This window comes from Paenacidovorax caeni (genome assembly GCF_001298675.1).
Lineage (GTDB): Bacteria > Pseudomonadota > Gammaproteobacteria > Burkholderiales > Burkholderiaceae_C > Paenacidovorax > Paenacidovorax caeni.
Genome location: NZ_CYIG01000016.1, coordinates 14043 through 39663 on the forward strand (window position 1 = coordinate 14043; position 25621 = coordinate 39663).

The 25621-nt window shown below is 68.5% G+C and carries 26 protein-coding genes; 21 read left to right on the plus strand and 5 right to left on the minus strand.

Going from position 1 to position 25621, the window contains the following annotated elements; translation table 11 throughout:
* Positions 1 to 6 precede the first annotated feature (6 nt).
* The 18 genes from BN2503_RS08770 to BN2503_RS08855 all read left to right on the plus strand — a co-directional run bounded on the left by BN2503_RS08770 (position 7) and on the right by BN2503_RS08855 (position 17706).
* Positions 7 to 480, plus strand: coding sequence for an Lrp/AsnC family transcriptional regulator (locus tag BN2503_RS08770; RefSeq protein ID WP_054256276.1), 474 nt, complete (start codon positions 7 to 9; stop codon positions 478 to 480).
* A 147-nt stretch (positions 481 to 627) separates the two neighbouring features.
* On the plus strand, positions 628 to 1362 hold the full coding sequence (locus BN2503_RS08775; protein WP_054256329.1) for a GNAT family N-acetyltransferase: 735 nt from the start codon (positions 628 to 630) through the stop codon (positions 1360 to 1362).
* 90 nt (positions 1363 to 1452) lie between these two features.
* Positions 1453 to 2337: a CorC family transporter gene (locus BN2503_RS08780; protein ID WP_054256277.1), complete on the plus strand. Its 885-nt coding sequence runs from the start codon at positions 1453 to 1455 to the stop codon at positions 2335 to 2337.
* Entirely contained in the window at positions 2337 to 3884 is a 1548-nt protein-coding gene (gene lnt, locus BN2503_RS08785) for an apolipoprotein N-acyltransferase (protein WP_054256278.1), read from the plus strand. The genes BN2503_RS08780 and lnt overlap by 1 nt, the downstream gene beginning before the upstream one ends.
* A gap of 171 nt (positions 3885 to 4055) precedes the next feature.
* On the plus strand, positions 4056 to 4580 hold the full coding sequence (gene fabA / locus BN2503_RS08790) for a bifunctional 3-hydroxydecanoyl-ACP dehydratase/trans-2-decenoyl-ACP isomerase (protein WP_054256279.1): 525 nt from the start codon (positions 4056 to 4058) through the stop codon (positions 4578 to 4580).
* Positions 4577 to 5800, plus strand: coding sequence for a beta-ketoacyl-ACP synthase I (gene fabB / locus BN2503_RS08795; protein ID WP_054256280.1), 1224 nt, complete (start codon positions 4577 to 4579; stop codon positions 5798 to 5800). Before fabA ends, fabB begins: the two co-directional genes overlap by 4 nt.
* A gap of 113 nt (positions 5801 to 5913) precedes the next feature.
* The gene (gene glyQ / locus BN2503_RS08800; RefSeq protein ID WP_054256281.1) at positions 5914 to 6852 is read left to right on the plus strand and encodes a glycine--tRNA ligase subunit alpha; all 939 of its coding nucleotides are present in this window, start codon (positions 5914 to 5916) and stop codon (positions 6850 to 6852) included.
* Between the two features lie 17 nt (positions 6853 to 6869).
* On the plus strand, positions 6870 to 9032 hold the full coding sequence (glyS, locus tag BN2503_RS08805; RefSeq protein WP_054256282.1) for a glycine--tRNA ligase subunit beta: 2163 nt from the start codon (positions 6870 to 6872) through the stop codon (positions 9030 to 9032).
* Positions 9033 to 9051: 19 nt separating this feature from the next.
* Positions 9052 to 9621 (plus strand): D-glycero-beta-D-manno-heptose 1,7-bisphosphate 7-phosphatase, encoded by a 570-nt coding sequence (gmhB, locus tag BN2503_RS08810; RefSeq protein ID WP_054256283.1) that lies wholly within the window; start codon positions 9052 to 9054, stop codon positions 9619 to 9621.
* A 67-nt stretch (positions 9622 to 9688) separates the two neighbouring features.
* On the plus strand, positions 9689 to 10441 hold the full coding sequence (locus BN2503_RS08815; protein ID WP_054256330.1) for a lysophospholipid acyltransferase family protein: 753 nt from the start codon (positions 9689 to 9691) through the stop codon (positions 10439 to 10441).
* Between the two features lie 173 nt (positions 10442 to 10614).
* Complete coding sequence (locus BN2503_RS08820; RefSeq protein WP_074930118.1) at positions 10615 to 11478, plus strand: M48 family metallopeptidase; 864 nt, start codon at positions 10615 to 10617, stop codon at positions 11476 to 11478.
* A gap of 61 nt (positions 11479 to 11539) precedes the next feature.
* Positions 11540 to 11971 (plus strand): rhodanese-like domain-containing protein, encoded by a 432-nt coding sequence (locus BN2503_RS08825; protein WP_054256284.1) that lies wholly within the window; start codon positions 11540 to 11542, stop codon positions 11969 to 11971.
* A 544-nt stretch (positions 11972 to 12515) separates the two neighbouring features.
* Positions 12516 to 13238 (plus strand): energy-coupling factor ABC transporter ATP-binding protein, encoded by a 723-nt coding sequence (locus BN2503_RS08830; protein ID WP_054256331.1) that lies wholly within the window; start codon positions 12516 to 12518, stop codon positions 13236 to 13238.
* 3 nt (positions 13239 to 13241) lie between these two features.
* Complete coding sequence (locus BN2503_RS08835; protein ID WP_054256285.1) at positions 13242 to 13832, plus strand: energy-coupling factor transporter transmembrane component T; 591 nt, start codon at positions 13242 to 13244, stop codon at positions 13830 to 13832.
* A gap of 38 nt (positions 13833 to 13870) precedes the next feature.
* On the plus strand, positions 13871 to 14452 hold the full coding sequence (locus tag BN2503_RS08840) for a biotin transporter BioY (protein ID WP_054256286.1): 582 nt from the start codon (positions 13871 to 13873) through the stop codon (positions 14450 to 14452).
* Positions 14449 to 15870, plus strand: coding sequence for an AMP-binding protein (locus tag BN2503_RS08845; protein ID WP_054256287.1), 1422 nt, complete (start codon positions 14449 to 14451; stop codon positions 15868 to 15870). Before BN2503_RS08840 ends, BN2503_RS08845 begins: the two co-directional genes overlap by 4 nt.
* Positions 15861 to 17039 (plus strand): thiolase family protein, encoded by a 1179-nt coding sequence (locus tag BN2503_RS08850; RefSeq protein ID WP_054256288.1) that lies wholly within the window; start codon positions 15861 to 15863, stop codon positions 17037 to 17039. The genes BN2503_RS08845 and BN2503_RS08850 overlap by 10 nt, the downstream gene beginning before the upstream one ends.
* Complete coding sequence (locus BN2503_RS08855) at positions 17032 to 17706, plus strand: nitroreductase (RefSeq protein WP_082366536.1); 675 nt, start codon at positions 17032 to 17034, stop codon at positions 17704 to 17706. Before BN2503_RS08850 ends, BN2503_RS08855 begins: the two co-directional genes overlap by 8 nt.
* Positions 17707 to 17732: 26 nt before the next feature.
* Here BN2503_RS08855 and BN2503_RS08860 read toward each other — a convergent pair whose 3' ends face one another.
* Positions 17733 to 18827: a class I SAM-dependent methyltransferase gene (locus BN2503_RS08860; RefSeq protein WP_054256290.1), complete on the minus strand. Its 1095-nt coding sequence runs from the start codon at positions 18825 to 18827 to the stop codon at positions 17733 to 17735.
* Between the two features lie 33 nt (positions 18828 to 18860).
* Here BN2503_RS08860 and BN2503_RS08865 point away from each other — a divergent pair, with 33 nt between their 5' ends.
* The 3 genes from BN2503_RS08865 to BN2503_RS08875 are packed head-to-tail and all read left to right on the plus strand — an operon-like array spanning position 18861 to position 21836.
* Positions 18861 to 19649 carry an SDR family oxidoreductase gene (locus BN2503_RS08865; RefSeq protein ID WP_054256291.1) on the plus strand — a complete coding sequence of 263 codons (789 nt, stop codon included), beginning with the start codon at positions 18861 to 18863 and terminating at the stop codon, positions 19647 to 19649.
* Positions 19650 to 19656: 7 nt separating this feature from the next.
* The gene (locus BN2503_RS08870; protein WP_054256292.1) at positions 19657 to 20028 is read left to right on the plus strand and encodes a dihydroneopterin aldolase; all 372 of its coding nucleotides are present in this window, start codon (positions 19657 to 19659) and stop codon (positions 20026 to 20028) included.
* Positions 20022 to 21836, plus strand: coding sequence for an LTA synthase family protein (locus tag BN2503_RS08875; RefSeq protein ID WP_139235352.1), 1815 nt, complete (start codon positions 20022 to 20024; stop codon positions 21834 to 21836). The genes BN2503_RS08870 and BN2503_RS08875 overlap by 7 nt, the downstream gene beginning before the upstream one ends.
* 174 nt (positions 21837 to 22010) lie before the next feature.
* Here BN2503_RS08875 and BN2503_RS08880 read toward each other — a convergent pair whose 3' ends face one another.
* From BN2503_RS08880 to ttcA, 4 genes are all read right to left on the minus strand, one after another.
* Positions 22011 to 23183 (minus strand): DSD1 family PLP-dependent enzyme, encoded by a 1173-nt coding sequence (locus BN2503_RS08880; RefSeq protein WP_054256294.1) that lies wholly within the window; start codon positions 23181 to 23183, stop codon positions 22011 to 22013.
* On the minus strand, positions 23167 to 23808 hold the full coding sequence (locus BN2503_RS08885) for a histidine phosphatase family protein (protein WP_054256295.1): 642 nt from the start codon (positions 23806 to 23808) through the stop codon (positions 23167 to 23169). The genes BN2503_RS08880 and BN2503_RS08885 overlap by 17 nt, the downstream gene beginning before the upstream one ends.
* 12 nt (positions 23809 to 23820) lie before the next feature.
* Positions 23821 to 24417, minus strand: a complete 597-nt coding sequence (locus BN2503_RS08890; RefSeq protein WP_054256296.1) for a DUF4136 domain-containing protein — start codon at positions 24415 to 24417, stop codon at positions 23821 to 23823.
* Between the two features lie 72 nt (positions 24418 to 24489).
* Entirely contained in the window at positions 24490 to 25443 is a 954-nt protein-coding gene (gene ttcA / locus BN2503_RS08895) for a tRNA 2-thiocytidine(32) synthetase TtcA (protein ID WP_054256297.1), read from the minus strand.
* Between the last annotated feature and the right edge of the window lie 178 nt (positions 25444 to 25621).

Consider the following 25621-nt stretch of genomic DNA (forward strand, 5'->3'; position numbering starts at 1 on the left):
CGGCCGATGACCGCACTGGACAAACTGGATCGCGCCATCCTGCGATGCCTGCAGGACAACGGACGCGAGACCTACGACGTCATCGGGGCGCAGGTGGGCCTCTCGCCCAGCGCCGTGCTGCGGCGGGTGCGGCGGCTCGAAGAGGACGGCGTCATCGCCCGCTATGTGGCCCTGGTGCCGCCTGAGGCCGTGGGGCTGGGGCTGACGGCCTACCTCAACGTGCGGCTGGAAAAACACACCGAGAGCCACAAGCGCAACCCCATGGACCTGTTCCGAGCCAGCGTGCAGACCTGGCCCGAAGTGGTTGAGTGCGCGGCCCTGACGGGCGAGATGGACTACCTGCTGCGCGTGGTCGTGGCGGACATGGCGCATTACAGCCGCTTCATCATGGACACGCTGCTCAAACACCCCAGCGTGCAGGATTGCAAGACCAGCTTCGTGCTCGACCGGGTCAAGACGACCACGGCCATCCCCGTGTAAACCCTCTGGTGGCGAGCCCTGGGCTGGGCAACGCTGCAGCTTCGCTCCACCACGGCGGTGCCGCACCGTGAATGGCCTTACGTTTTTTGTTGCGTTGCAACAATTAGCTGGATGACTCTAGGGGAAAACCCTATAGTCACGCCCATGATGATCGCTACCAAAGACTGGATCAAAGCCTCTTACGACGCAGGACGCCACTGGATGCAGCCGCTGACCAAAGACGGCCGCGCGCACCAGGAGCACGCTTCGTTCGTGCCCCTGATGGTGCCCATCCGTTCGCTGGGCGCACACCATCGCCAGCGCATCGAAGACCATCTGCTGGCGCTTGAGCCGTCTGACCGCTATCTGCGCTTCGGCTATGCCGCCAATGACGACCAGGTGCGCCGCTATGCGCAGCAGCTCGACTTCGAGCGCGACGAAATCTTCGGCATCTTCAACCGCCGCCTGGAACTGGTGGCCATGGCCCATGTCGCGTACGCCGACCAGCCGGGCCACCAGCATTGCGCGGAGTTCGGCGTCTCGGTGCTTAGCCGGGCGCGCGGGCGTGGTTACGGCGCGCGTTTGTTCGACCGTGCCGTTATGCATGCGCGCAACCAGGGGGTGAGCATGCTGTTCATCCATGCGCTGTCGGAAAACACCGCCATGCTGAAGATCGCGCGCAACGCCGGCGCCACGGTGGAGCGCGACGGCAGCGAATCCGAGGCCTACTTGCAGCTGCCGCCGCCCAACCTGGATTCGCGCATGGCGCAGATCGTTGAGCAGCAGTTCGCCGAGATGGACTACTCGCTCAAGAAGCAGGCCAAGCAGTTCTGGGACTTTCTGGCGCAGTTGCAGGAAATCCGCCAGGGCGTGCGTGAAGGCCGCCACAAGGCTGCTGAGTAACCCGCGGCGGCGGGCCGCCGCCGCGCTGTCATGGCAATCCGCTATCCTTGGCGGCTTGTTCCACTACAGCATGTCCTGCACGCCGAGACTGTGTCTGACCCCTCTCCTGCGCGAACGCCTGAAAAGGAAGACAAACGCTCGTTTTTCCAGAAGGTTGCCGAGTTCATCCATCCCGGTCCCGATTCACGCGCCGAGCTCATCGAGACCCTGGCCGAAGCCGAGAACAACGAAATCATCGGCGCTGACTCGCGCGTCATGCTGGAGCGCGTGATCCGCATGGCCGACATGACCGCCGGTGACGTGATGGTGGCGGCTCCGCGCATGGACATTGTCAACATCGACGCCCCGCTGGAGGAAATCCTGCACCTGGCGATCAGCACCGCGCACTCGCGCTTTCCGGTGTACCAGGGCGAGCGCGAGAACATCATTGGCACGCTGATGGCCAAGGATCTGCTCAAGCTGCAGCGCTCGCCCGATCTCAGTCTCCGCACGCTGCTGCGTCCCGCCGTGTTCGTGCCCGAGAGCAAGGGCCTGAACGACCTGCTGCGCGAGTTTCGCGGCACGCGCAACCACCAGGCCATTGTCATCGACGAGTTCGGCCGCGTCGCCGGGCTCATCACCATCGAGGACGTGATCGAGCAAATCGTGGGCGAGATTGAGGATGAATTCGATATCGCAGAGGACGAGGGCGACATCTTCGGCCTGGCCGACCACACCTACCGCGTGTCGGGCGATACGCCGGTGGAGCGCGTGGCCGAGGCGTTCGACGTCAGCATCCGCAGCAGCGACCCCGAAGAAGAATTCGACACCATCGGTGGCCTGATCGCCCACGAGATCGGCCATGTGCCCAAGCGCGGCGAGCAGACCGACCTGGCAGGGCTGCGCTTCGTCGTGCTGCACACCAAGGGCGGTGCGGTGCGTTGGTTCAAGGTGGCGCCCGTGCCCGCTGGCGAAGCCGCGGACCGCGCGCGCTGATGCGGCGCGGCGCGGCCAGTGGCGCCGCAGCCCCTGCGGTCGCCCTGGTCGTGGCGGGTGGCGCGCAGGCGCTGTCGCTGGCCTGGCCGGGATCGGGGCAGCCGCTGTGGTGGCTTCAGATCGTGTCGCTGGCGGGCTTTGCCTGGCTGCTGCGCCGTGCGCCAGGGGCGCTGGCGGCGGCGCTGCGCGGCTGGCTCTTTGCCACGGCCTGGCTGGTGGGCACGTTCTGGTGGCTGTTCATTTCCATGCACACCTACGGCGGACTGGCGGCGCCGCTGGCAGCGCTGGCGGTGCTGGGGCTGGCGGCGTTCCTTGGCGCGTACTACGCCATTGCTTCGTGGTGTTTTTGGGCTCTAAGGCCCAAGGGGCGAGCGCTGCAAGCTATTGTCTTTGCAGCACTTTGGCTGCTGGCCGAATTGGCGCGGGGCGTGCTGTGGACCGGCTTTCCCTGGGGCGCGGGGGGCTACGCACACACCGACGGGCCGCTGGCCGCGCTGGCGCGCTGGGTCGGCGTGTATGGCGTGGGTGCCTTGGCGGCGGCGCTGGCCATGGCGCTGGCCCAGGTGCGGCCAGCCGATGTGCTGCGCGCGCGCGCTTGGCTCAGTGTGGGCGCGCTGGCGCTGGTGCTCTGGGGGGCGGCGGACGTGCGGGAGCGCGCCCTGGCGCAGGAGCCCGCATCGCCCCCCCTGGGCGTGGCGCTGCTGCAGGGCAACATTCCGCAGGATGAGAAGTTTCAGCCCGGCTCGGGCGTGCCCCTGGCGCTGCGCTGGTATGGGCAGGAGCTGCGCGCCGCGCAGGCCCAGCTCGTGGTTGCACCCGAGACCGCCATTCCGCTGCTGCCGCAGCAGCTGGAGCCGGGCTACCTGGAACAGTTGCGCTCGCGCTACAGTGCCCTGGATGGCACCCAGGCCGCCCTGGTGGGCATTCCGCTGGGCAGTTTCACGCAGGGCTACACCAATTCTGTGCTGGGCTGGGTGCCCGGCGCCATTGAGCCCTACCGGTACGACAAGCACCACCTGGTGCCCTTCGGCGAGTTCATCCCGCCGCTGTTCAAGTGGTTCACCGAAATGATGGACATTCCCCTGGGCGACTTCCGCCGGGGCGGCCTCGGGCAGGCTCCCATGGCGTGGGCGGGGGAGCGCATCGCGCCCAACATCTGCTACGAGGATTTGTTCGGCGAGGAACTGGGGGCGCGTTTTGCCGATCCGCAGCAGGCGCCGACCATGTTCGTCAACCTGAGCAATATTGGCTGGTTTGGCGACAGCATCGCCATTGACCAGCATCTGGCCATCAGCCGCATGCGCGCGCTGGAATTCGAGCGCCCCATGGTGCGCGCCACCAACACCGGGGCCACGGCCCTCATTGACCACCGTGGCCAGGTCACGCAGCGGCTGCCTGCCCACACCCGGGGCGTGCTGCTGGGCGAGGTGCAGGGGCGCACGGGTCTGACGCCCTTCGCCGTCTGGGTGGCACGCGCTGGCCTGGCACCGTTGTGGGGGCTGGGATTGGCCGTGGTGGCGCTGGCTTGGCGACGCCGCCGCCGTTGATCCATCGCAGCGCCGAGCGCATTCGGGGGATTTTGTGGCGTGTGCGCCACGTCTTGCTTCGATAATAGGGACTTGCGTCCTGGCGCCGTGCCGCGGTTCCTGCGGCACACTATCCGGTTTTTGGTATTGGTATCGCGGCGGCGCGGCCGCCCCTTCGGAGCACAACTGACAATGGCTGAATCCTTTTCCTACGAACAACTGATCGCTTCGGGCGAGGGCCGGTTGTTCACCCCGGACAGCGGGCGCCTGCCGCTGCCCCCCATGCTGATGTTCGACCGCATCACGCACATCGACAGCGATGGCGGTGCGCATGGGCTCGGAAGGATCGTGGCCGAACTCGACGTCAAGCCCGATCTGTGGTTCTTCGCTTGCCATTTCCAGGGCGATCCGGTCATGCCGGGCTGCCTGGGGCTGGACGCCATGTGGCAGCTCATCGGCTTCTATCTCACCTGGCTGCGCCTGCCAGGCCGTGGCCGTGCTTTGGGTGCTGGTGAGGTCAAATTCACGGGCGAGGTGGGCCCGGACGTCAAGCTCGTGACCTACGAGATTGATATCAAGCGCGTCATCAAGCGCAAACTCAACATGGCCATCGGCGATGCGCGCCTGCTGGCCGATGGCAAGGAAATCTACGTCGCCAACGACTTGCGCGTGGGCCTGTTCCTGCGCGAGGGCGACCCGGCTAAGGAAGCGGCATGACCAAGAAGCGCGTAGTCATCACGGGTGCAGGCATCGTGTCCTGCATTGGCAACGATCTGGCGACCGTCGAGGCGGCGCTGCGCGAGAGCCGCAGCGGCATCAAGGCGGTGGAGAAATTCGCCGAGTTGGGGCTGCGCAGCCAGGTCGGTGGCGCGCCCGAGATCGACATTGAGGCGCGCATCGACCGCAAGCAGCTGCGCTTCATGGGCGACGCGGCGGCCTACGCACAGATTGCACTGGAGGACGCCATTGCCCAGGCTGGGCTGACGCCAGAGCAGGTCAGCAACCCGCGCACCGGCCTGATCATGGGTTCGGGCGGCGGCTCGCCAGCCAACCAGATCGAGGCGGCGGACACGCTGCGCGAAAAGGGCATCCGCCGCGTCGGGCCGTACCAGGTCACGCGCTGCATGAGTTCCACCGTGTCGGCCTGCCTGGCGACCAACTTCAAGGTCAAGGGCATCAACTATTCCATCACGTCCGCCTGCTCTACCTCGGCGCACTGCATTGGCGCGGCGGCGCAGCAGATCGCCTGGGGCATGCAGGACGTGATGTTCGCCGGCGGCGGCGAGGAGCTGTCCTGGGGCATGTCGCTGCTGTTCGACGGCATGGGCGCCATGTCGAGCAAGTACAACGCCACGCCCGAGAAAGCCTCGCGCGCCTACGACGCGAACCGCGATGGCTTCGTCATCGCCGGCGGTGGCGGGGCCGTGGTGCTGGAAAGTCTGGAGCACGCCCAGGCGCGCGGCGCCACCATCCTGGCCGAGGTCGTGGGCTTTGGTGCCACCAGTGACGGCGAGGACATGGTCGCGCCTTCGGGTGATGGCGCCATTGCTTGCATGAAGCAGGCCATGGAGGGCCTGGATGCGCCTATCGACTACATCAACACCCATGGCACCTCCACGCCCGTGGGCGACATGCAGGAAGTGCGCGCCATGCAGGCAGTGTTCGGCGACGCCGTGCCGCCGTTCTCCAGCACCAAGTCGCTGACCGGCCACTCGCTGGGCGCCACGGGCGTGCAGGAGGCGATTTACTGTCTCATCATGCTGAACAAGGGCTTCATTGCCGGTTCGGCCAACGTGGAGACGCCCGATCCCTTGCTCGGTGGCATGCCGCTGGTGACGCAGACGCGCGATGCGCAACTCACCCACGTACTGTCTAACAGCTTTGGCTTTGGTGGCACCAACGCCAGCCTGGTCCTGCGGCGCTGGCAGGGCGCCTGAGCGGCAGCCAGCCAACACAGCGGGGGCCTCTGGCCCCCGTTCGCTTTTCAATGGCGCCCTAAAATGCCGGATTCGCGCGCGCACCGCCGCCCGCCCCCCTCGAACCCTCTGCCATGCTCACATTTCAACAAATCATTCTTCGACTGCAGTCCTACTGGGCCGACCAGGGCTGTGCCCTGTTGCAGCCCTACGACATGGAGGTCGGGGCGGGCACCTCGCACACCGCCACCTTCCTGCGCGCCCTGGGGCCCGAGCCCTGGAAGGCTGCCTACGTGCAGCCCAGCCGCCGCCCCAAGGACGGCCGCTACGGCGAGAACCCCAACCGCCTGCAGCACTACTACCAGTACCAGGTGGTGCTCAAGCCCGCGCCGGCCAACATCCTGGAGCTGTACCTGGGTTCGCTCGAAGCCCTGGGGTTCGATCTGAAGAAGAACGATATCCGCTTCGTTGAGGACGACTGGGAGAACCCCACGCTGGGCGCCTGGGGCCTGGGCTGGGAGGTGTGGCTCAACGGCATGGAGGTGACGCAGTTCACCTACTTCCAGCAGGTCGGCGGTATCGACTGCAAGCCCGCCACGGGCGAAATCACCTACGGCCTGGAGCGCCTGGCCATGTACCTGCAGGGCGTGGACAACGTCTACAACCTGACCTGGACCGACGGTCTGACCTACGGCGACGTGTACCACCAGAACGAGGTCGAGCAGTCCACCTACAACTTCGAGCATTCCGACGCCGAGTTCCTTTTCACCGCCTTCGGCGCGCATGAGAAGCAGGCGCAGCACCTGATGGCCGAGCAGCTCGCGCTGCCTGCGTATGAACAGGTGCTCAAGGCTGCGCACACCTTCAACCTGCTTGATGCACGCGGCGCCATTTCGGTGACGGAGCGTGCGGCCTACATCGGCCGCATCCGCAACCTGGCGCGCGCTGTGGCCAAGGCCTACCTGGACAGCCGCGCGCGTCTGGGTTTCCCCATGGCGCCGAAGGCGCACGCCGACGAAGTGCTGGCCGAGCTGGCCAAAGCGGCGGAACAACAGAACAAGAAGGCTGCCTGAGCAGGAAAGAGAACACCATGACCGCACCATCCAACCTGCTCGTAGAACTGTTCGTCGAGGAGCTGCCCCCGAAGGCCTTGCAGAAGCTGGGCGACGCCTTTGCCCAGGTGCTGCTGGAGCAACTCACGGCCCAGGGGCTGGCGACTGGCGCTTCCCAGTGCACCGCCTATGCCTCGCCGCGCCGCCTGGCCGCGCACATCACGGCCGTGCTGCCCCAGGCGGCCGACAAAGCGGTATCGCAAAAGCTCATGCCCGTGTCCGTGGGCCTGGGCGCAGATGGCCAGCCCACGCCCGCGTTGCTGAAAAAGCTCACCGCCCTGGGGGCTGACGCCTCTGCCGCCGCCGCGCTCAAGCGCGTGCACGACGGCAAGGCCGAGGTGCTGTACTTCGAGAGCACGGCCAAGGGCGCGTTGCTGGCCGAGGGCCTGCAGAAAGCGCTGGACGAGGCCGTGGCCAAGCTGCCCATTCCCAAGGTCATGCGCTACCAGCTGCAGGACGGTTGGAGTAGTGTGAACTTCGTGCGCCCGGCCCATGGCCTGGTGGCGCTGCACGGCGCCAGCGTGGTGCCGGTGGCCGTGCTGGGTTTGCAGTCCGGCCGCGCCACGCAGGGCCACCGTTTTGAGGCCGCCGCGTCCCCCGTGGCGCTGCGCGATGCCGACAGCTACGCCGCGCAGCTGCGCGACGAGGGCGCCGTGATTGCCAGCTTCGCCGAGCGCCGTGCCGAGATCGTGCGCCAGCTCCAGGCGGCCGCTGACAAAGTCGGCGGTGGCGTGCGACCGATCGAGGACGCCGCGCTGCTCGATGAAGTGACGGCCCTGGTCGAGCGCCCCAACGTGCTGGTGTGCCAGTTCGAGCAGGAATTCCTCGCCGTGCCGCAGGAGTGCCTGATCCTCACCATGAAGGCCAACCAGAAGTACTTCCCGCTGCTCGACGCCGAAGGCAAGCTCACGCACCAGTTCCTGGTGGTGAGCAACATCAGCCCGCAGGACCCGAGCGCCGTCATCCAGGGCAACGAACGCGTGGTGCGCCCGCGCCTGGCCGACGCCAAGTTCTTCTTCGACCAGGACCGCAAGAAGACCCTGGTCAGCCGCGTGGAGCAGCTCGCCAAGGTCGTGTACCACAACCAGCTCGGCACCCAGGGCGAGCGCGTGGAGCGCGTGCGCGCCATCGCCAAGGCCATTGGCGCGCAGCTGTTCGAGGCGCTCGCCGCGCAGCACCGCATCGACGGCACGCAGGACGCCGAGGTGGTGCAGGACTACCTGATGACCTGCGTGGACAACGCCGCGCTGCTGGCCAAGACCGACCTGGTCACCGACATGGTGGGCGAGTTCCCCGAGCTGCAAGGCATCATGGGCGGCTACTACGCCGTCAACGACGGGCTGCCCGACGACGTGGCCCACGCCATCGAGGACCACTACAAGCCGCGCTTCGCGGGCGACGCTCTGCCGCGCAACAACGTCGGTCTGGTGGTGGCGCTGGCCGACAAGCTGGAAACGCTGGTGGGCATGTTCGGCATCGGCAACCTGCCCACGGGCGACCGCGACCCGTTTGCGCTGCGCCGCCATGCCCTGGGCGTGATCCGCATGCTGGCCGAGCGTGACCTGCCGCTGGACCTCTCGGCCCTGCTGGCCGCTGCCACGCCGGCTTTCGGCGGCAAGATCGAGGACGCCACGGCGCAGCTCGCCGACTTCATCTACGACCGCCTCGCCGGCAGCCTGCGCGAGCAGGGCTACAGCGCCCAGGAGGTTGATGCCGTGCTCGCCCTGCGCCCGCAGCGTCTGGCGCTGGTTCCCAAACAGCTGGCCGCGGTACGTGCCTTCGCCGCGCTGCCCGAGGCCCCGGCCCTGGCCGCCGCCAACAAGCGCGTGACCAACATCCTCAAGAAGGCGGGCGAAGTCGATGCGCACGTGAACCCGGAGCTGCTGCAGGAGCAGGCCGAGAAGGATTTGTACGTTGCGCTGCAGCGCTTCGTGCCCGAGGCCAACGCGCAGTTCCTGGCGGGCGACTACACCGGCAGCCTGCAAACCCTGGCCGTGCTGCGCGCGCCCGTGGATGCCTTCTTTGACGACGTGATGGTCAACGCCGAGCAGCTCGACCTGCGCCTGAACCGCCAGGGCCTGCTCAAGACACTGCACGACGCCATGAACCGCGTGGCCGACCTGTCCCGCCTTGCCGCGTGACACCCGCAGGGGCCCGGCCATGAAAATCATCATCCTGGACCGCGACGGCACCCTCAACCAGCTGGGCGAGGAATACATCACCACGCCCGCCGAGTGGCAGGCAGAGCGCGGTGCGCTGGAGGCCGTGGCGCGGCTCAACCGGGCCGGCTGGCACGTGGTGGTGGCCACCAACCAGCCCGGCCTGGGGCGCGGCCTGCTCGACGTGCTGGCGCTCAACGCCATCCACGCCAAGATGCTGCGCCAGCTCGCCGCCCAGGGCGGGCGCATCGACGCCGTGTTCTACTGCCCCCACGTGCCCGACGATGGCTGCCACTGTCGCAAGCCCGCACCGGGCCTGCTCACGCAGATCGCCGAGCGCTACGGCGTGGAGCCGCGCGACCTGCGCGTGGCCGGCAGCACCGCCGAGCACCTGCAGGCGGGCGCGGCCATCGGGGCGCAACTGCACCTGGTATGCACCGGCCAGTCGGCCAGCCACGTGCCCGGCCAGCCGCTGCCGCCCGGCGTGCCCGAGGGTACCCTGGCGCACGCCGACCTGCAGGCCTTCGCCGACCACCTGCTGGCGCCCGCACCGCCGGCCCCCGGGGCTTGATCGCTATTGAAATGAGAGCTTCTGGCGCTTGCTGGACAAGCGCTGGAGGCCAAAAACGCTCCAAACCATGTCCTTGATCCGCTCCCTCCTCCACCTGCTCTGGATGGCCATCACTGTCGTGCCCTACACGCTGGCCATCCTGCTGGCCTCGCTGCTGGGCTGGCGCGGCCCGAAGCTGTACCGCATCGCCCGTGCCTGGCTGGCACTGAGCGTGGACAGCGCGCGCGTCATCATGGGCATCCGCACGCGCGTCACCGGCATGGAGCACCTGCCCCGCGGCGAGCGTGACGGCGTGGTGCTGCTGGTCAAGCACCAGTCCACCTTCGAGACCTTCCTGATGCCGGCGATCATGCCGCACCCGCTGGCCTACGTGTTCAAGAAGGAGCTGCTGCACATCCCGTTTTTCGGCTGGTCCATCGGCCGGCTGGACATGATCCACATCGACCGTGCGCAGCGCGCGCGCGCCTTTGTGCGTGTGATTCAGCAGGGCAAGAAGCTGCTCTCCGAGGGCGTGTGGGTCATCATGTTCCCCGAGGGCACGCGCATGCCGCGCGGCGAAAAGGGCACCTACCAGAGCAGCGGCGTGCGCCTGGCGATCGAGGCGGGTGTGCCCGTGGTGCCGGTGGCCGTCACCTCGGCCAAATGCTGGCCGCGCAAGGCCCTCATCAAGACGCCGGGCGTGGTGGATGTGTCGATTGGCCGCCCCATCGACTGCACCGGGCGCAAGTCCGACGAAGTGATGCGCGAGGTGGAGGCCTGGATCGAGGCGGAAATGCGCCGCCTCGACCCGGAAGCCTATGGCAGCAGTACAACCCCCTGAGCCGCTGCGCGGCTTCCCCCTTCTCTCTACGCGCTGCGCGCTACGGGAAGGGGGACGCAGCCCTCGCTGCGGGGCGGCCCTTGCTCGGCTGCCCGCGCCTGGGCCGCTACCCGTGCCTGGGCTGCGCCGATTTCATGCGCTACGGGTGGCGCGCCGCGCCATGGATCGCTGACATGCCCGCCTGGCTGCAGCAGGTGTTCGACTGGCTGGACGCGCCCCAGCCCGCCGCGTCCGCCCCCACGCCTGCGCCGCGCAGCCGCCGCATTGCGCCCACGGCCCCCCCTGGCGCGGGCGTTTTCAGCCACCCCGAGGCCAGCCGCGAGGTGCTGCTGGGCGGCGTGCGCGTGGCCTACCGGCTGCAGCGTGCGCGGCGGCGCACCATCGGCTTCACCGTGGGGCCGGACGGCTTGGCGGTGCGCGCGCCTGGCTGGGTCACGCTCGCGGCGGTGGATGCCGCGCTGCAGGAGAAGGCCGCGTGGATTCTGCGCAAGCTCGGCGAGGCCAGCGCGCGCCAGCGCCGCCAGGCCGATGCGCGCATCGTCTGGGCCGACGGCGCCACGCTGCCGTACCTGGGCGAGGCCCTGACCCTGCGCCTGGACCCCTCGCAGCAGCGCCGGGGCATGCTGGCAGCGCCGGACGGCGGCCGCCCGGTCCTGTACCTGGGGCTGGCGCATGCCGCCCAGGGCGCACAGATCCGCGACGCCGCGCAGGCCTGGTTCAAGCACCAGGCGCGCGCGCACTTCACGGCGCGGCTTGCGCATTTCGCACCGTTGCTGGGCGTGCAATGGCGCAGTCTGCGCCTGTCGAGCGCGCAAACGCGCTGGGGCAGCGCGCGCGCCGACGGCTCCATCGCCCTCAACTGGCGCCTGCTGCACTACCGCCCGGCCATCATCGACTACGTGGTGGCGCACGAGCTCTCGCACCTGCGCGTGATGGACCACAGCCCGCGCTTCTGGGACACCGTGGCCGAGGTCGTGCCCGACTACGGCCGCCTGCGCCAGCAGTTGCGCGAGCAGCCCGCGCCGCCGTGGGAGTAGCGCGGGCGCGGCGCCGGATTCGGTCAGAATGCGGCGTTCGCCACCTCCACAACGCGTTGCCATGACCACCGATTCCGCTTCTTCCGCTGCCACGCCGTCCCCCGCCGAGGGCTATGCGGGCGACGTCTCACCGCAGTTGGCCTGGCAGTGGGTGCAAGCGGGCGAGGCCGTGCTCATCGACGTGCGTACCGACGCCGAGCGTGCCTGGGTCGGGTACGTTCCCGGTGCCGCCGCCGTGGCCTGGAAACAGTGGCCCGGCATGGTGCAGAACCCGGATTTCGACGCGCAGCTGCGTGCCGCCGTGCCTGCTGGCATGAAGGCCGTGCTGCTGTGCCGCAGCGGCGTGCGCTCGGTCGCCGCCGCGCGGCGCGCAACCGAGCTGGGCATTACCGCCTACAACATCCTCGAAGGCTTTGAGGGCGACGCCGACGGCCTGGCGCAGCGCGGCAGGCTCGGGGGCTGGCGGTTCCATGGCCTGCCGTGGCGCCAGTGATGCTCCTTCAAAGATAGCGGCTAGCGCACGCTGTGCAACAGCTTTAGTGCCAAAGTAATCTGAAGTCGTTGCTAGGAAAGCGCGAGGTGCTATTACTTTTGTGTGCCCGCATGGCACGGCCGGCGCGTGCGGCGCAAGCGCTGCACCGCAAACCGACAGACACCGACCTGGCCTCCTTTCTCCGCACCTGCGGCAGCGCGGTGCGGGGGAGCGCAAGGGTGTCTTGGCTGTGGCCATCGGCGTCCATCTCCCGCCGGCTTTCGCTGTGAATTGCAGGCATTTGCCCTCTTTTGCCTGTGTGATGGCGGCAAATAGAGGTGGGCATTCTTGGTTGTTGGCTACTTCGGGGAAAGTGTGGGTAACTTCGGTCTTTTTTGGTTGAATTTGCGCTCTTTTGCGTGCATTGTTTTGTAATCCGCTTTTTTGCCAAGGGCTTGGCACAAAGACGGCGCGCCTTCCTAGAATCCGCCCAGCCCAGCTGCCGTGCGGTGTCCGGGCGTGAGGAACCAACGTGAAGCAAGAAGTAAGTGCCGCCGTCCCGTCCGTGCCATCACCGTCCCCGCAGGGGTGGCGGCTGGCGCAGGTCGGCCTGCGCCGCGGCGCCACCCAGGTGTTCGACCGGCTGGAGTTGCAACTGGATGAGCCGCGCATCGGCCTGATCGGGCGCAATGGCGCGGGCAAGACCAGCCTGCTGCGCATGCTCGCGGGGCTGGAGCCGCCCCAGCACGGGCAGGTCTCCTGGCAGGGGCAGGCAGTGCACGCGCCCAGCCGCCAGGTGGGGCTGATGTTCCAGAACCCCGACGACCAGATCATCTTTCCCACCGTGGAGGAGGAGCTGGCCCTGTCCTGGCAGAGCGCGCATGGCACCGACCGCCGCGCCGCCAAGGCGGGCGTGCGGCAGTTCCTGCAGGCACGCGGCCTGGCCGACTGGGCGCCGCGTGCCGTGGCCGCGTTGAGCCAGGGCCAGCGCCAGTGGGTGTGCTGGCTGGCCATGCTGCTGGCCGAGCCGCGTGTGCTGCTCCTGGACGAGCCCTACGCCAGCTTGGATCTGCCCGGCCAGATGCGCCTGGCCGCCGACATGGCCGCCAGCCCGCAGCAAATCATCGTCTCCACCCACGTGCTGGAGCATGTGCGCGCCTACCCGCGCGTGCTGTGGCTGGAGCAGGGCCAGGTGCGCGCCGATGGCCCCGGCGCAGCCGTCTGCACTGCCTACGAAGCCTGGGCGCGTGCCCAGGGGCTGACGCACACACCGGCTGTGGAGGCGTGACCCATGGGCAGTCTGTACAGCGAATACACCACCTGGCTGCACGGCTGGCGCGCGGGCGCCAAGCTGCTGGCGCTGGCGTTGCTGGGCACGCTGCTGTTCGCGCTGCGCCAGCCCTGGATGCTGGCAGCCGCTGCCGTGCTGTGCGCCGCCCTGTATGCCAGCCTGGGCGCTGCCACGCGCGCGGCGCGGCGGTTGATGGTGTCGGTGCTGGTGGGCGCCGCGCTGGTGGCCGTTTTCCACGCTGCCATGGGCCACTGGGCGCTGGCCGCCACCAGCGCGCTGCGGCTGGCTTGCGCCGCCAGCCTGGGCGTGGCCCTGACGGTGACCACGCGCAGCGGCGACCTGGTGGATGTGCTGGAGTGGCTGCTGGCGCCGCTGCGCCCGCTTGGCGTGCAGCCGGCGCGCCTGTCGCTGCAGCTGGCGCTGATGCTGCGCTTCACCGAGCATTTCTTCGTGCAGTGGCAGAAACTGGACGACGCCCACCGCCTGCGCACCGGGCGCGCCGGAGGGCTGCGCCTGATTGCCCCGCTCACGGTGCAGATGCTGCAGACCGCGCGCCGCGTGGGCGACGCGCTGTTCGTGCGCCTGGGGTAGCCCCGTTTTTCCATGAATTTTGACAAGGACGTTTTGCCATGAACCCCAGCCTGAACCGCCACGGTGCCCAATCCCTGTCCATGGTGGCCCTGTTTGCCGCACTGATGGCGGTCATGGGACTGATTCCGAAGATCGACCTGCCATTCGGCGTGCCCATCACCCTGCAATCGCTGGGCGTGATGCTCGCAGGCTGCCTGCTGGGCGCGCGGCGCGGCCTCCAGGCCATGGCGCTGTTCCTGCTGGCGGTGGCCGCCGGGCTGCCGTTGCTCTCGGGCGGGCGGGGCGGCCTGGGCGTGTTCATGGCGCCGTCGGCAGGCTATCTGGTGGGCTATGCCTTCGCCGCGGGCGTGACCGGCGCGCTCATGGCACGTCTGCCCGCCGGCACGCCCTTGCGCGCCGCTGTCAGCGCTTTCGCGGCCTCGGTGCTGGGCGGGCTGGTGTTCCTCCACGCCCTGGGCATTGCCGGGCTGGTGGCGCTGGCCCAGATGCCGCTGCGCCAGGCGTTCATGGTGGATCTGGCCTTCGTGCCCGGGGACCTGGTCAAGTGCGTGCTGTGCGCGCTGGTGGTACACACCGTTGCCAAAGCGCTGCCGGACTGGCGCATGGGTGGCCGCGCATGAGCGCACCGCCCCCGTTTCAGCAGGTGCACGCGCCGCTGGCCCACTGGGCGGCGCAGCGGCCCGGCGCCATCGCCCTGGCCCATGAAACGGGCCACTTGACGTTTGCCGAGCTGCATGCCCGCGTGCAGCAACGCGCCCAGGCCCTGCAGGCCGCGCAGGCGCCGGCCACCGTGCTGCTGTCCGGCGCGCTGGGCGTGGTGGAGACGCTGGTGGAGTTCCTGGGCGTGCTGGCGTCCGGGCGCTGCGCTGCCATCGGCGACCCGGCCTGGCCCGCGCCCATCGCCACGTCGGTGCAGGCGGCCATCGGCGCCTTGCCGCCGCTGGCGCCCACGGCGCCCGGGCTGGCACCGTTCTACATCGGCTTTACCTCTGGCAGCACCGGCATGCCCAAAGGGTTTCGGCGCCACCACCAATCGTGGGTGGAGAGTTTTCGCGTCAGCCAGCACGACTTCGGCACGGCCATGGCCGGCCGCATCGTGGCGCCCGGCAGCATGACGCATTCGCTGTTCCTGTTCGGCGCCATGCTGGGGCTGTGGACCGGCGCGGGTAGCGTGGTGCAGGCGCATTTTTCCGCCGAACGCACGCTGCACGACCTGGCCAGCGCGCCTGACTCCGTGCTGGTGGCCGTGCCCAGCCAGCTGCTGCTGATGCTGCAACTGGCGCAGCGCCGCCACTGCGCTGCCGTGCCCCAGGTGCGGCTGGTGCTCATCAGCGGCGCGCGCTGGATGCGCGAGCACACGCCTGCGCTGCGCCGGCTGTTTCCGCAGGCGCGCATCGTGGAGTTTTACGGCGCCTCCGAGGCCAGCTACGTGGCCTGGATGGACGCCAGCGAAGACGCGCCGCCCCAGGCCGTGGGCCGTCCGTTCAGCAACGTGGCACTGCGCATTGGCGACCACCCGCATACCCCCGTGCCCCAGGGGGAGACCGGCCGCATCTGGATGCGCAGCCCCATGCTGTTCATGGACTACGTGCACGCCATCGACGGCTCCGCCGCCGTACAGGAGGACGGCTGGCTGAGCGTGCGCGACATGGGTTGGCTTGACGCCCAGGGCCTGCTGCACCTGTGCGGCCGCGAAAGCCGCATGCTGGTCACCCAGGGCAAGAACCTGTTCCCCGAGGAGGTGGAGGCGCGCCTGCTGGCCCACCCGGCTATCGCCCAGGCCAGTGTGCTGGGCCTGCCCGACCGGCTGCGCGGCCTGCGCGTGCACGCCGTGCTGGCCGTGGCCCCGGGCCAGACCCTGCCCGACGGGCTGGCGCTGGCCCACTGGTGCCGTGCCACGCTGGAGGCCTACAAGGCACCGCGCCAGTGGTGGTGCTGGCACGGCCCCTGGCCGCAAACGCGCAGCGGCAAGACCGACCACGCCGCCCTGGCCCAGGCGCTGCAGGCCGCCGACGAAAGACTGCGGCCATGGCGTTGAACGCCGGCTGGCCCATCATCGGCTGGGCCCGCACCCCGGTGGCCCCCGTGGGCGGTGCGCTGCGCCACTGCCAGCCGCATGACCTGGGCGCGCCGCTGGTGCGGCACCTGCTGGCGCAGGCCGGCCTGCCCGCCGACGCGGTGGATGCCGTGGTGCTGGGCAACGCCCTGGGCGCGGGCGGCAACCCGGCGCGCCTGCTGGCGCTGGCCGCGGGCCTGCCCGAACGCACCCAGGCACTGACCGTGGACACGCAATGCTGCGCCGGGATGGACGCCGTCACCCAGGCCTGCGGCCTGCTGGCGCTGGGCCAGGCCCAGGTGGTACTGGCTGGCGGCGCCGAAGCCTGGAGCCGCGCCCCCATCCGCATGCACCGCCCCGGCGGCACGGAGGCGCCTCAGCCCTACGAGCAACCGGCCTTCACCCCCTGGCCCACGCGCGACCCCGACATGCTCGACGCCGCTGCCGACACTGCCGCGCACCAGGCGCTGGCCCGCAGCGCGCAGGACGCCTACGCCCTGCACAGCCATGCCCAGGCCTGCCGCTTGCGCACGGCCCCGCCGCCGGAAATCGTGCCCGTGGCCGGGCTGGCGCACGACGCCTACCCGCGCGCGTTAACGCCCGCCCGCGCCGCGCGCATGCCTGCCGTGCGCCAGCGCGCCAGCGCCCAGGGGCTGGACTGCAGCCTCTCGCCCCTGGCCATTGCCCCCAAGGCCGATGGCGCGGCCCTGCTGCTGCTGGCCCACCCAGCCGCCTGCCGCCGCTGGGGCCTGCGTCCGCGCGCAGCCTGGCGCGACGCCTGCACCCTGGGCGGTGCGCCCGAGGCGCCCATGCTCTGCGCCCAGCAGGCCGCGCTGGCGCTGTTGCGGCGCCACGCCCTGGCGCCTGCTGCGCTGGGGGCGGTGGAGCTGCACGACGCCTTTGCCGCCCAGGGGCTGGCTTTCGCCGCAGCCCTGGGCCTGCCCTGGCAGGCCCTGAACGCCGAAGGCAGCGGGCTGGCGCGCGGGCACCCCATTGGCGCCTCGGGCGCCATTGCCCTGGTGCGCGCGCTGGCCCGCCGCGCCGCAGTGGCGGCTACGCAGCCTCAGGCCCTGGCGCTGGCCTGCGTGGCGGGTGCCGGGGGGCTGGGCAGCGCCACCTTGTTGGGCGCCTGGAATGATCCCAATGACTGACACCTACCAACAGCTGGCGCGCACGCGCCACTCCGTGCGCGCCTTCCTGCCGACGCCAGTGCCCCTGTCTGTGCTGGAAGAGTTGCTGCAAACGGCCCGGCTGGCGCCCAGCGGCGCCAACCTGCAGCCCGGGCATTTCTGGCTGGTGCAGGGCGCGGTGCGCCAGGCCCTGACCGATGCCCTGTGCCACGCCTACGCCAGCGGCCAGCCCGAGGAGGAGGACTACGCCTACTTCCCGCGCCCCATGCCGATGCAGCTGCGCAAACGCCAGGTGGCGGCGGCCCAGGCGCTGTATGGCTGCCTGGGTGTGGAGCGCGGCGACGCCGCCGCGCGTGCCCGTCACTTCGCGCACAACTACCGTTTCTTCGATGCACCGGCAGCGCTGGTGGTGACGCTGCAGCAAGACTTCGGCAGCGGTGGTTTCATGGACCTGGGCATGGCGCTGCACGGCCTGATGTTGGCCGCACACGCGCACGGCCTGGGTGCCTGTGCCATCGGCGCGCTGGCCTCGTACCCCGGCGTGGTGCGCCAGGCCCTGGGCCTGCCTGCCGACCACCTGGTGGTTTGCGGCATGGCCCTGGGGTATGAGGACATGGCTGCGCCGGTCAATGCCACGCGCACGCAGCGTGCTGCACTGAAGGAGTATTTCTCCGTGCTGGGCACGTAGCCCGCGCGCACGGCGGCCCGGAGGGGTTAAAGCCCGTGAAGCCGGTCGCCGTGGGTGAAGCCGACGGGTTGCCACGGTGCGCCTTTGGCCAGTAGCAGCACCTTGAACAATTCACCCATTTCGTGTTCCATCATCAATTTGCTGGCCATCACCCGTGGGGCAAGCGCCAGCTGCTCCATTTTTTGAAGCAAACCGCAGTTCACCAGGAAGTGTGCCTGCGAGGTGTAGCCCAGTACGTCGAAGCCTGCGTCCTGCCCGGCGATGGCCATGGCGGTGAAGTTGACGTGGGCGGTGATGTCCTTCTCGCCCACGTCGGCCAGCGGGTCCGCGTCGGCGCGGTGCGCGCGGTGGCACATCACCGTGCCCATGGCGCGCTGCGGGTGGTAGTACTCGCGCTCGCCAAAGCCGTAGTCGATCAGCAGCGCGGCGCCGCGCACCAGGCGCTCGCCCAGGGTGTGGATAAAGGCCTCGCCCTGCGCGTGCAGTTCGGTCAGGTAGTCGTGCGCGCCTTCTACCTCCACGGGTGGGCGCAGCGGGGTCGGGCGGTCTTCCCAGACGAAGGCGCCGTCGGCCCAGGCCACGCCACGCTCGTGCCACACGCCGTCCTTGCGTGCCAGCAGTTGCACGGGCATGGCGTCGAGCAGTTCGTTGCCCACGACCACGCCCTCGAAGGCATCGGGCAGGCGGTCAAGCCAGCGCACCTTGCTGCCCCACGGCGCCAGGCGCGCCTGCTGGCGCGCACGCAGGTCGCCTGAGAGGTCGATGATGGTGTAGCGCTCCACCGCATCGGGCAGCGCACCCAATAGTTGCGCTGCCAGCGCGCCGGTGCCGGCGCCAAACTCCCACACCTCGCGCGTGCCGGTCTGCTCCAGCGCCTCGGCCACCTGCACAGCCAGCATCTCGCCGAAGAGTGGCGACAGCTCGGGCGCCGTGACGAAGTCGCTGCCGCCTTCGGGCATGGCACCGATCTTGGGCAGGCCGCCGCTGTAGTAGCCCAGGCCCGGCTGGTACAGGGCCATTTGCATGAAGCGGTCAAAGCCGACCCAGCCGCCAGCCTCGGCGATAGCCTTGGCGATCAGGGGTGGCAGGGGGCTCGGTAGAATTTCAGATTCGCTGGTCATCAGGGCTGCGATTGTCCCTGAACCCTTGCCCCCATGCCCTCTGCCGCACCCCGTCCCCGTACTGTTTTGGTTACCGGCGCCGCCAAGCGCCTGGGCCGCACCATCGCGCTGGAGCTCGCTGCAGCGGGGTGGCAGGTGGCCGTGCACTACCGAGGCTCAAGCCATGATGCTCTTGAAACTGTAGCTGCTTGCGCAAGCCTGTCGGGCGTTAGCGGGCATTTTGATGCGGATTTTGCCGACGAAGATGCCGTGCGTGCCTTGCTGCCGCGCGTGGTGGCGCATTTCGGCAGCGTGGACGCCGTCGTCAACAGCGCCGCGCTGTTCGAGCACGACGATGCCGCCAGCTTCAGCTACGGCCTGCTGGAGCGCCACCTGCGCAGCAATGCCGGTGCCCCGGTGCTTTTGGCCCAGGCACTGCACCAGCACCTGGCCGAGCGTGCGCAGGCCGGCGAGGCCGATGCCCACGGTGCGGTGGTGAACCTGCTGGACCAGAAGTTGTGGAACCAGAACCCCGACTTCCTGAGCTACACCCTCTCCAAGGCTGCCCTGGAAGCCGCCGGCACCATGCTGGCGCTGGCCCTGGCACCGCGTGTGCGCGTGGTGGGCGTGGCGCCGGGCCTGACGCTGACCAGCCACCTGCTCACGCCCGAGCGCTTCGCCCAGTTGCACACCCTGAGCCCGCTGGGGCGCTCGTCCTCGCCCGAGGACGTGGCCGGCGCGGTGCGCTTCGCGCTGGAAAACCGCTCGCTGACCGGCACGACACTGCTGGTCGATGGCGGCCAGCACCTGCAGCGCTTCGCGCGCGACTTTTCGATGATGTGACCCCACCATGACCCATGCCGCAGGCACGCAAACCCTCACTCTGACGGGGCTGCGCTTCGATGCCAACCTGGGCATCCTGGCGCATGAAAAGGCTGCGCCCCAGCCCATCCAAGTCGATGCTGAGCTGAACCTTGGCCCCCAGCCCCTGGCGCCGCGCGACGACGACATCCGGCATGTGCTGGACTACCGCAAGGTGCGCCAGATCATCATCGACGAATGCCGCGCCGAACACGTGAACCTGCTGGAGAGCCTCATCGGCAAGCTGGCCAGCCGCCTCATGCAGCTGCCCGGCGTGCTGGGCGTGCGCGTGAAGATCGCCAAGCTGGAAATCTTCGACGACTGCGAAGTGGCGATCCGCGTTGAGACGGGGCTGTGGTGACGCTCCCGGCGCGGCTCCGCCTGGGGCCGACGGCGCTGTTGGTGCTCTCGTTCGCCGCTTGCATGGGCCTGCGCTGGCAGCTCACGGTGGCCCAACTCGCGCAGGCCACTGCATGCACCCGCGATTGCCTGGTGTGGGGCGCCATCGCTTACGACGCCGGCGTGCTGGGTGTCTTGCTGGCCCTGGTGGGGCTGGCCAGGGCCAGCCCGCCCTGGCTGCGCTGGCTGCTGACCGTGTGTGCGGTGGCGGTGTTGTGGCTGTATGCCGTCGATATGGCGGTGTACGACTTGTTCAGTTTTCGGCTGCGCATTGCCGACCTGCTCAAATACGCGGGCGATTTTTCATCGAATGCCACGGTTGCCCTGCCGTACCTGGCAAGGGGCCGAGGGGTGCTGCTGGTGGCGCTCACGCTGTTGACCAGCGTATTTCTGGTGTATGCGGCGAAACGCGCATTGACCTCAAAACAAAGAAAACGTGCACTCGTTTACCTGTCTGCCTTGCCCATCCTGTGGGTATTCCGGTATCTGCCGCAGGGGGCGGAATACGTCCACCAGGATGGTTACCAGGATTACTTGAGTAGCAATCTCCAGAGCGGAACCGACGCACCCTTCTCTGCAGCCCTGCGAACGCGCCTGCAAAACGCCCCTGCGCCTGCGCAGACCTGCACCCCCAGCGCGAGAAAGGCTCGTCCGGTGATCTTGCTGGTGGTCGAATCCCTGTCGCTGCACCACAGCCAGAAATTCGCCGGCTTGAAGGACTACACCCCGGCGCTGGACAGGATTGCCTCGGAGTACAGTTACCTCGAATCGTTTTACGCCAATGGATTCACCACCGATGGTGGCCTGATCGCCTTGTTGACCGGGCATGTGCCATTCCCACAAGTCAACCGCTACCAGTCCACGAACACCTTTGCGGGCTATGACAAGGCGCAACAGGATTTCTTCGCCGCATTGGCCCGGCAGCAGGTTCCAGCGCTTTATTTCACTTCGGCGGATCTGAATTTTCTCGGCACCCGGGGCTGGCTGAAAAACCTGGGCTTCAGCTACATCGAAGGCCCCGAGCACCCGGCCTATGCCGGCCTGCCACGAGGCTCTTTCGATGATCCGGGCGACGCCGCGCTCTACCGGCGTCTGTTGCAATGGCTTGACCGGGAGCGTCCTGCCGGGCCGTTTTTTGCCGTGGTGCAAACCATCACTACCCACCCGCCCTTCACCATTCCAGGCAGCACGCAACACGGCGAAGAAGCTGCATTGCGCTATGCCGACGCGGCCTTGGGCGAGTTTGTGGCCCAACTTCAGGCGCGCCATTTTTTCGATGACGGGCTGTTGTTCATCACTGGTGACCACCGCAGCATGACGCTGCTGGACGCCCAGGAAAAGGCCCGTCTGGGCCCCGCGGCACCAGCGCGCGTGCCTGCCGTCGTGGTCAGTGCAGAGCACCGGGGGCAGCCGCCCGTGGCAGGGCAGTGGCAGCAGGCCGATGCCATCCCCTCTTTTCTCGCCACCATGGGGTTGTCTTCGTGTACCTCCGCTTTCCAAGGCCGCTTCCTGGAGCAGCCCGTGCAGGCGCGGTTCATCTTCCACCCCCTGGGCACACAGCGTGGCCAGGTGTTGGTGAAGATCAAGGATCAGGAAAGCCCGTTCTTCGCGCGTCTGGCGGGTGACGATACCGCTTGGATCACCGCGCCCAGCGATACCCAGGATGCCCAGGCTGCGCTGCAGGAAATTAACCGCCAACGCGCGCTGCTGCCCGATCTTGAGGCAAACGCCGCCCGCGAGCTTTTACGGTTTCACCAGTGGATTCCTTAACACCTGCTGCAGCACCCGACTACGGCTGCTAGCACGACGTAATGCGCCGCATGCCTGGACTTGATCGTCTGCTGGCGTCTCCCCGCCGTCAATGATCATTGCCAGGAACAGGCGCTCGCCCAGGGCTGGAAGCTATTGGCAGCGCCCTATAGCTTCCGGCCCTGCCGTCGTGACCTACGTCACCGCCCCCCGCGCATCGACGCGGATGATGCGCTCCACGACACCATGCGCCAGTCCGCCGCGCACGCCGATCAGGTGGTCGTGCAGGTTCACCGTGGGGTCGCAGTGGCCTGGCACCAGCCATAGCATGCGCCCGAGCGCAGGCAGGCGGGCCTTGGGGCCCTCGGGGTAGAGGATGCCGTGTTCATCCCCTCCGTTGGCGAAGCGCAGCGCCCGCTCGGGGGGCAGGCCATGCACCAGCGGTAGGCCAGAGTCGATGGCGTGGCTCTTGTGTCCGGCATCGCACACCACATGCGTGGCGCGGGCTGAGATTACCTGCGTCTTGACGAACAGCGCGTGCTCGAATGCGGGCTGGGCGCTTTCGCGTTCGTTGCGTGCGTAGTCCGCGTCCATGAACAGGAATGAGCCGGCCTGCAGCTCGCCATACACGCCGCTGGCGGCCTCGTGCACCAGGGTGCCGGTGCCTGCGCCGGTGATCAGGCCCACGGGCAGCCCGGCGGCCTCGATGAGCGTGCGCGTGTGCGCGGCGGCGGCCACGGCGGCCGCGATGGCGCTGCGCCGCTCGCCGACGCCACGCAGGTGCTGGGCGCCGCCGTGGTAGGCATGCAGACCGGCGAAGCGCAAGCGGTGGCGGCGCGCGATCGATTGCGCCAGTGCCACGGCCTCCGTGCCCGGGGGGACACCGCAGCGGCCCTGGCCCACGTCGATCTCGACGAACACGTCGATGCCTGCGTCGCTGCCCGCTTTGTCCATGGCCTCGGCCAGCCGTGCGATGCCTTCTTCGCTGTCCACTGCCAGTGCCAGGCGTCCGCCACGGGCGGCAAGCCCTGCGGCCAGGCGCGCGGTACGTAGCAGCTTGTTGGCGGCCAGGATTTCGTTGCTGATGAACAGGTCGTTGACGCCCCCGGCAGCCAGTGCCTCGGCCTCGGAGAGTTTTTGTACGCAGGCGCCACAGGCCCCGGCCTTTTGCAGCAGCAGGGCAATCTCGGCGCTTTTGTGCAGCTTGGCATGCGGGCGCCAGCGCACACCGTGCTTGCGCGCGAAGTCGGCCATGCGCTGGATGTTGCGCTCCATGGCGTCCAAATCGACAACGAGCGCGGGGGTGTCGATCAGGTCTACGCGCAGCCCGGCTGCGGCCGATCCCCAGGCGTCAGGCAGTGGTTTCATCGCGTGTGGCGTGTTCGAGGTGCTGCGTATCGGCCCAGCCGACCAGGGACAGGCCGTGCCCGTGGGTCCACAGCAGGCGGTTGATGGCGGCATTGCCGAGCTGCCAGGTGCGCGGCGCCTGGATGTCCTGGCGCGTGGCGGCGCGGTACAGCACGTCGAGCACGCCGCCGTGCGCCACCAGCAGCACCAGGCCGCCGGGGTGCCGGGCGGCCAGGCGGTGCGTGGTGCCGATCACGCGCTCGCGCAGCGCGCGCAGTGACTCGCCGCCTTCCGGCGCGTAGTCGGGGTCGCGCTGGCGCCAGCGGCGCGCCTGCTCGGGCTGCTCGGCTTCGACCTCGGCGAAGGTACGGCCCTGGAACAGGCCAAAGGCGCGCTCGCGCAGGCCCGGCTCATCGGCCAGGCGGGCACCGGTGGCATCGGCCACGGCCTGGGCGGTGGTGCGGGCGCGCAGCAGGTCGCTGGTGTAGATGGCGCTGATGGCCTCGCCCGCCAGCGCGCCGGCGAGCTGGCGCGCCTGCCACAGGCCGGTGGCGTTGAGCGGGATGTCCAGGTGGCCCTGGATGCGTGTGTCCACGTTCCAGGCGGTTTCGCCGTGGCGCACGACGATCAGGCGGGTAGCGTCCATTTGGCGGTTTCTTCAGCGTGCGGGGATTTCGGTGCGGATCTGGCGTGCGCCCGCAGGCGGCTGCGGAAACCCGGTGAGCGCAGCGTCAAACAACACACCAAAAATCAGCGCATCGTTACTCCACACCTCCTCGTAGGAGGCGGAAGTCTCGTAAACGATCTTCTGCGTTTGCGCGTCGCGCATCACGATGCTGACGGCGCGGTACTGCAGGGTGGGCGGGCGGTCCATCATCCAGCCGCCACCCATGGCCCAGCCGCGGTGGCCCCAGCCCCACGCCCAGGGACGGCCGTACGGCCCGTAGGGCCAGTACTCAGGGCTGGTGTAGCGCGCCTGCGCGCCAATCTGCACGATCAGGCCTGCGGTCTGGTCGTCGCGCTGCAGTCCTACCTTTTGCAGCGACTCTTGGGCCTGCGCCTCGATGGCCGAGAAGCTGGCGGCTTCGGCCTTCTGCGACGGCAGCAGCTCCAGCCGGTAGGTGGGTGGCGTGGGCAGGGCCGTGAGCGTGGAGTAGCTCTGTACGGCGCTGTCCACCGCGCGGGTGGATGCGCAGCCAGCCAGCAGCGCAGCGGCCAGGGCCAGAAAGAGGGTGTACAGCCAGCGCGAAATCATGGGGGACTCTCCTGAGAGGATGGAACGAAATGGCTGGCAGGCGCAGGCAGTGGCAGGCCGCGGGAAGAAGCTTCAGGCCAACTGCACCACCTGCACGCCCGGCAGGGTGGGCGTGCTGGGAAACTCCTCGTGGTCGAACGCCGTGTCGCCGTCTTCGCTGGCGACGCCCGTCGCCTTGAGATGGCGGAAATCGTGCAGGCTTGGATCGAGCAGGTGGGTGCGCACCACGTTCTGCATGGCGCGGAACATGTTGTCGATGCGCCCAGGGTACTTCTTGTCCCAGTCGCGCAGCATGTCGCCCACCACTTGGCGCTGCAGGTTTTCCTGGCTGCCGCACAGGTTGCACGGGATGATCGGGAAGTTCTGGTATTGGGCCCAACGTGCGGTGTCCTTTTCCGGCACATAGGCCAGCGGGCGGATCACCACATGCTTGCCGTTGTCGCTGGCGAGCTTGGGCGGCATGGCCTTCATGCGTCCACCAAAGAACATGTTGAGCATCAGCGTTTGCACGATGTCGTCGCGGTGGTGGCCCAGGGCGATCTTGGTGGCCCCCAGCTCTTCGGCCACACGGTAGAGGATGCCGCGGCGCAGGCGCGAGCACAGGCCGCAGGTGGTCTTGCCCTCGGGGACCACGCGCTTGACGATGCTGTAGGTGTCCTGGTTTTCAATGTGAAAGGGCACCCCTGTGGTCTTCAGGTACTCCGGCAGGATGTGCTCGGGAAAGCCCGGCTGCTTCTGGTCGAGGTTCACGGCCACCAGCTCGAAGCGCACGGGGGCGCGCTTTTGCAGGCGAATCAGGATGTCCAGCAGGGTGTAGCTGTCCTTGCCGCCGGACATGCAGACCATGACCTTGTCGCCGTCCTCGATCATGTTGTAGTCCACGATGGCGCGGCCCACTTCGCGGCACAGGCGTTTTTCCAGCTTGTGCGCCTCGCGTTCGATCTTGGGCTTGCCGGGCTGCTTGGCCTCGGTCTCGGCGGGGGCGCCTTCTTCGGCGGTCCAGGGGGATTCTGTTACAGCATTCATAGGTGCGAAGTTCGTCGCAAGGGCAGAGGCGGCTGGCACGGCGCAGAGGCCGCCAAGGGGTGGGATTTTCCCTGCAAACCCGTGGCATGGGAAATTTCAGGCCTTTTGGAACGCGTTCAGGGTCTTCTCTGGGTGCCCATTGCCCCGCAAAGGTGGCAGGTGCAAGGCGCAGCCGATG

Bases quoted from the DNA above. Each gene is read 5' to 3' on its own strand.
- BN2503_RS08840 (WP_054256286.1), top strand. From the start codon at position 13,871: ATGAACCCCAGCCTGAACCGCCACGGTGCCCAATCCCTGTCCATGGTG.
- ttcA (WP_054256297.1), bottom strand. From the start codon at position 25,443: ATGAATGCTGTAACAGAATCCCCCTGGACCGCCGAAGAAGGCGCCCCC.
- BN2503_RS08855 (WP_082366536.1), top strand. From the start codon at position 17,032: ATGACTGACACCTACCAACAGCTGGCGCGCACGCGCCACTCCGTGCGC.
- BN2503_RS08880 (WP_054256294.1), bottom strand. From the start codon at position 23,183: ATGAAACCACTGCCTGACGCCTGGGGATCGGCCGCAGCCGGGCTGCGC.
- BN2503_RS08865 (WP_054256291.1), top strand. From the start codon at position 18,861: ATGCCCTCTGCCGCACCCCGTCCCCGTACTGTTTTGGTTACCGGCGCC.
- fabA (WP_054256279.1), top strand. From the start codon at position 4,056: ATGGCTGAATCCTTTTCCTACGAACAACTGATCGCTTCGGGCGAGGGC.
- fabB (WP_054256280.1), top strand. From the start codon at position 4,577: ATGACCAAGAAGCGCGTAGTCATCACGGGTGCAGGCATCGTGTCCTGC.
- BN2503_RS08815 (WP_054256330.1), top strand. From the start codon at position 9,689: ATGTCCTTGATCCGCTCCCTCCTCCACCTGCTCTGGATGGCCATCACT.
- BN2503_RS08820 (WP_074930118.1), top strand. From the start codon at position 10,615: ATGCCCGCCTGGCTGCAGCAGGTGTTCGACTGGCTGGACGCGCCCCAG.
- BN2503_RS08835 (WP_054256285.1), top strand. From the start codon at position 13,242: ATGGGCAGTCTGTACAGCGAATACACCACCTGGCTGCACGGCTGGCGC.
- BN2503_RS08860 (WP_054256290.1), bottom strand. From the start codon at position 18,827: ATGACCAGCGAATCTGAAATTCTACCGAGCCCCCTGCCACCCCTGATC.
- BN2503_RS08775 (WP_054256329.1), top strand. From the start codon at position 628: ATGATCGCTACCAAAGACTGGATCAAAGCCTCTTACGACGCAGGACGC.
- gmhB (WP_054256283.1), top strand. From the start codon at position 9,052: ATGAAAATCATCATCCTGGACCGCGACGGCACCCTCAACCAGCTGGGC.
- BN2503_RS08845 (WP_054256287.1), top strand. From the start codon at position 14,449: ATGAGCGCACCGCCCCCGTTTCAGCAGGTGCACGCGCCGCTGGCCCAC.
- BN2503_RS08770 (WP_054256276.1), top strand. From the start codon at position 7: ATGACCGCACTGGACAAACTGGATCGCGCCATCCTGCGATGCCTGCAG.
- lnt (WP_054256278.1), top strand. From the start codon at position 2,337: ATGCGGCGCGGCGCGGCCAGTGGCGCCGCAGCCCCTGCGGTCGCCCTG.
- glyQ (WP_054256281.1), top strand. From the start codon at position 5,914: ATGCTCACATTTCAACAAATCATTCTTCGACTGCAGTCCTACTGGGCC.
- BN2503_RS08850 (WP_054256288.1), top strand. From the start codon at position 15,861: ATGGCGTTGAACGCCGGCTGGCCCATCATCGGCTGGGCCCGCACCCCG.
- glyS (WP_054256282.1), top strand. From the start codon at position 6,870: ATGACCGCACCATCCAACCTGCTCGTAGAACTGTTCGTCGAGGAGCTG.
- BN2503_RS08885 (WP_054256295.1), bottom strand. From the start codon at position 23,808: ATGGACGCTACCCGCCTGATCGTCGTGCGCCACGGCGAAACCGCCTGG.
- BN2503_RS08825 (WP_054256284.1), top strand. From the start codon at position 11,540: ATGACCACCGATTCCGCTTCTTCCGCTGCCACGCCGTCCCCCGCCGAG.
- BN2503_RS08890 (WP_054256296.1), bottom strand. From the start codon at position 24,417: ATGATTTCGCGCTGGCTGTACACCCTCTTTCTGGCCCTGGCCGCTGCG.
- BN2503_RS08870 (WP_054256292.1), top strand. From the start codon at position 19,657: ATGACCCATGCCGCAGGCACGCAAACCCTCACTCTGACGGGGCTGCGC.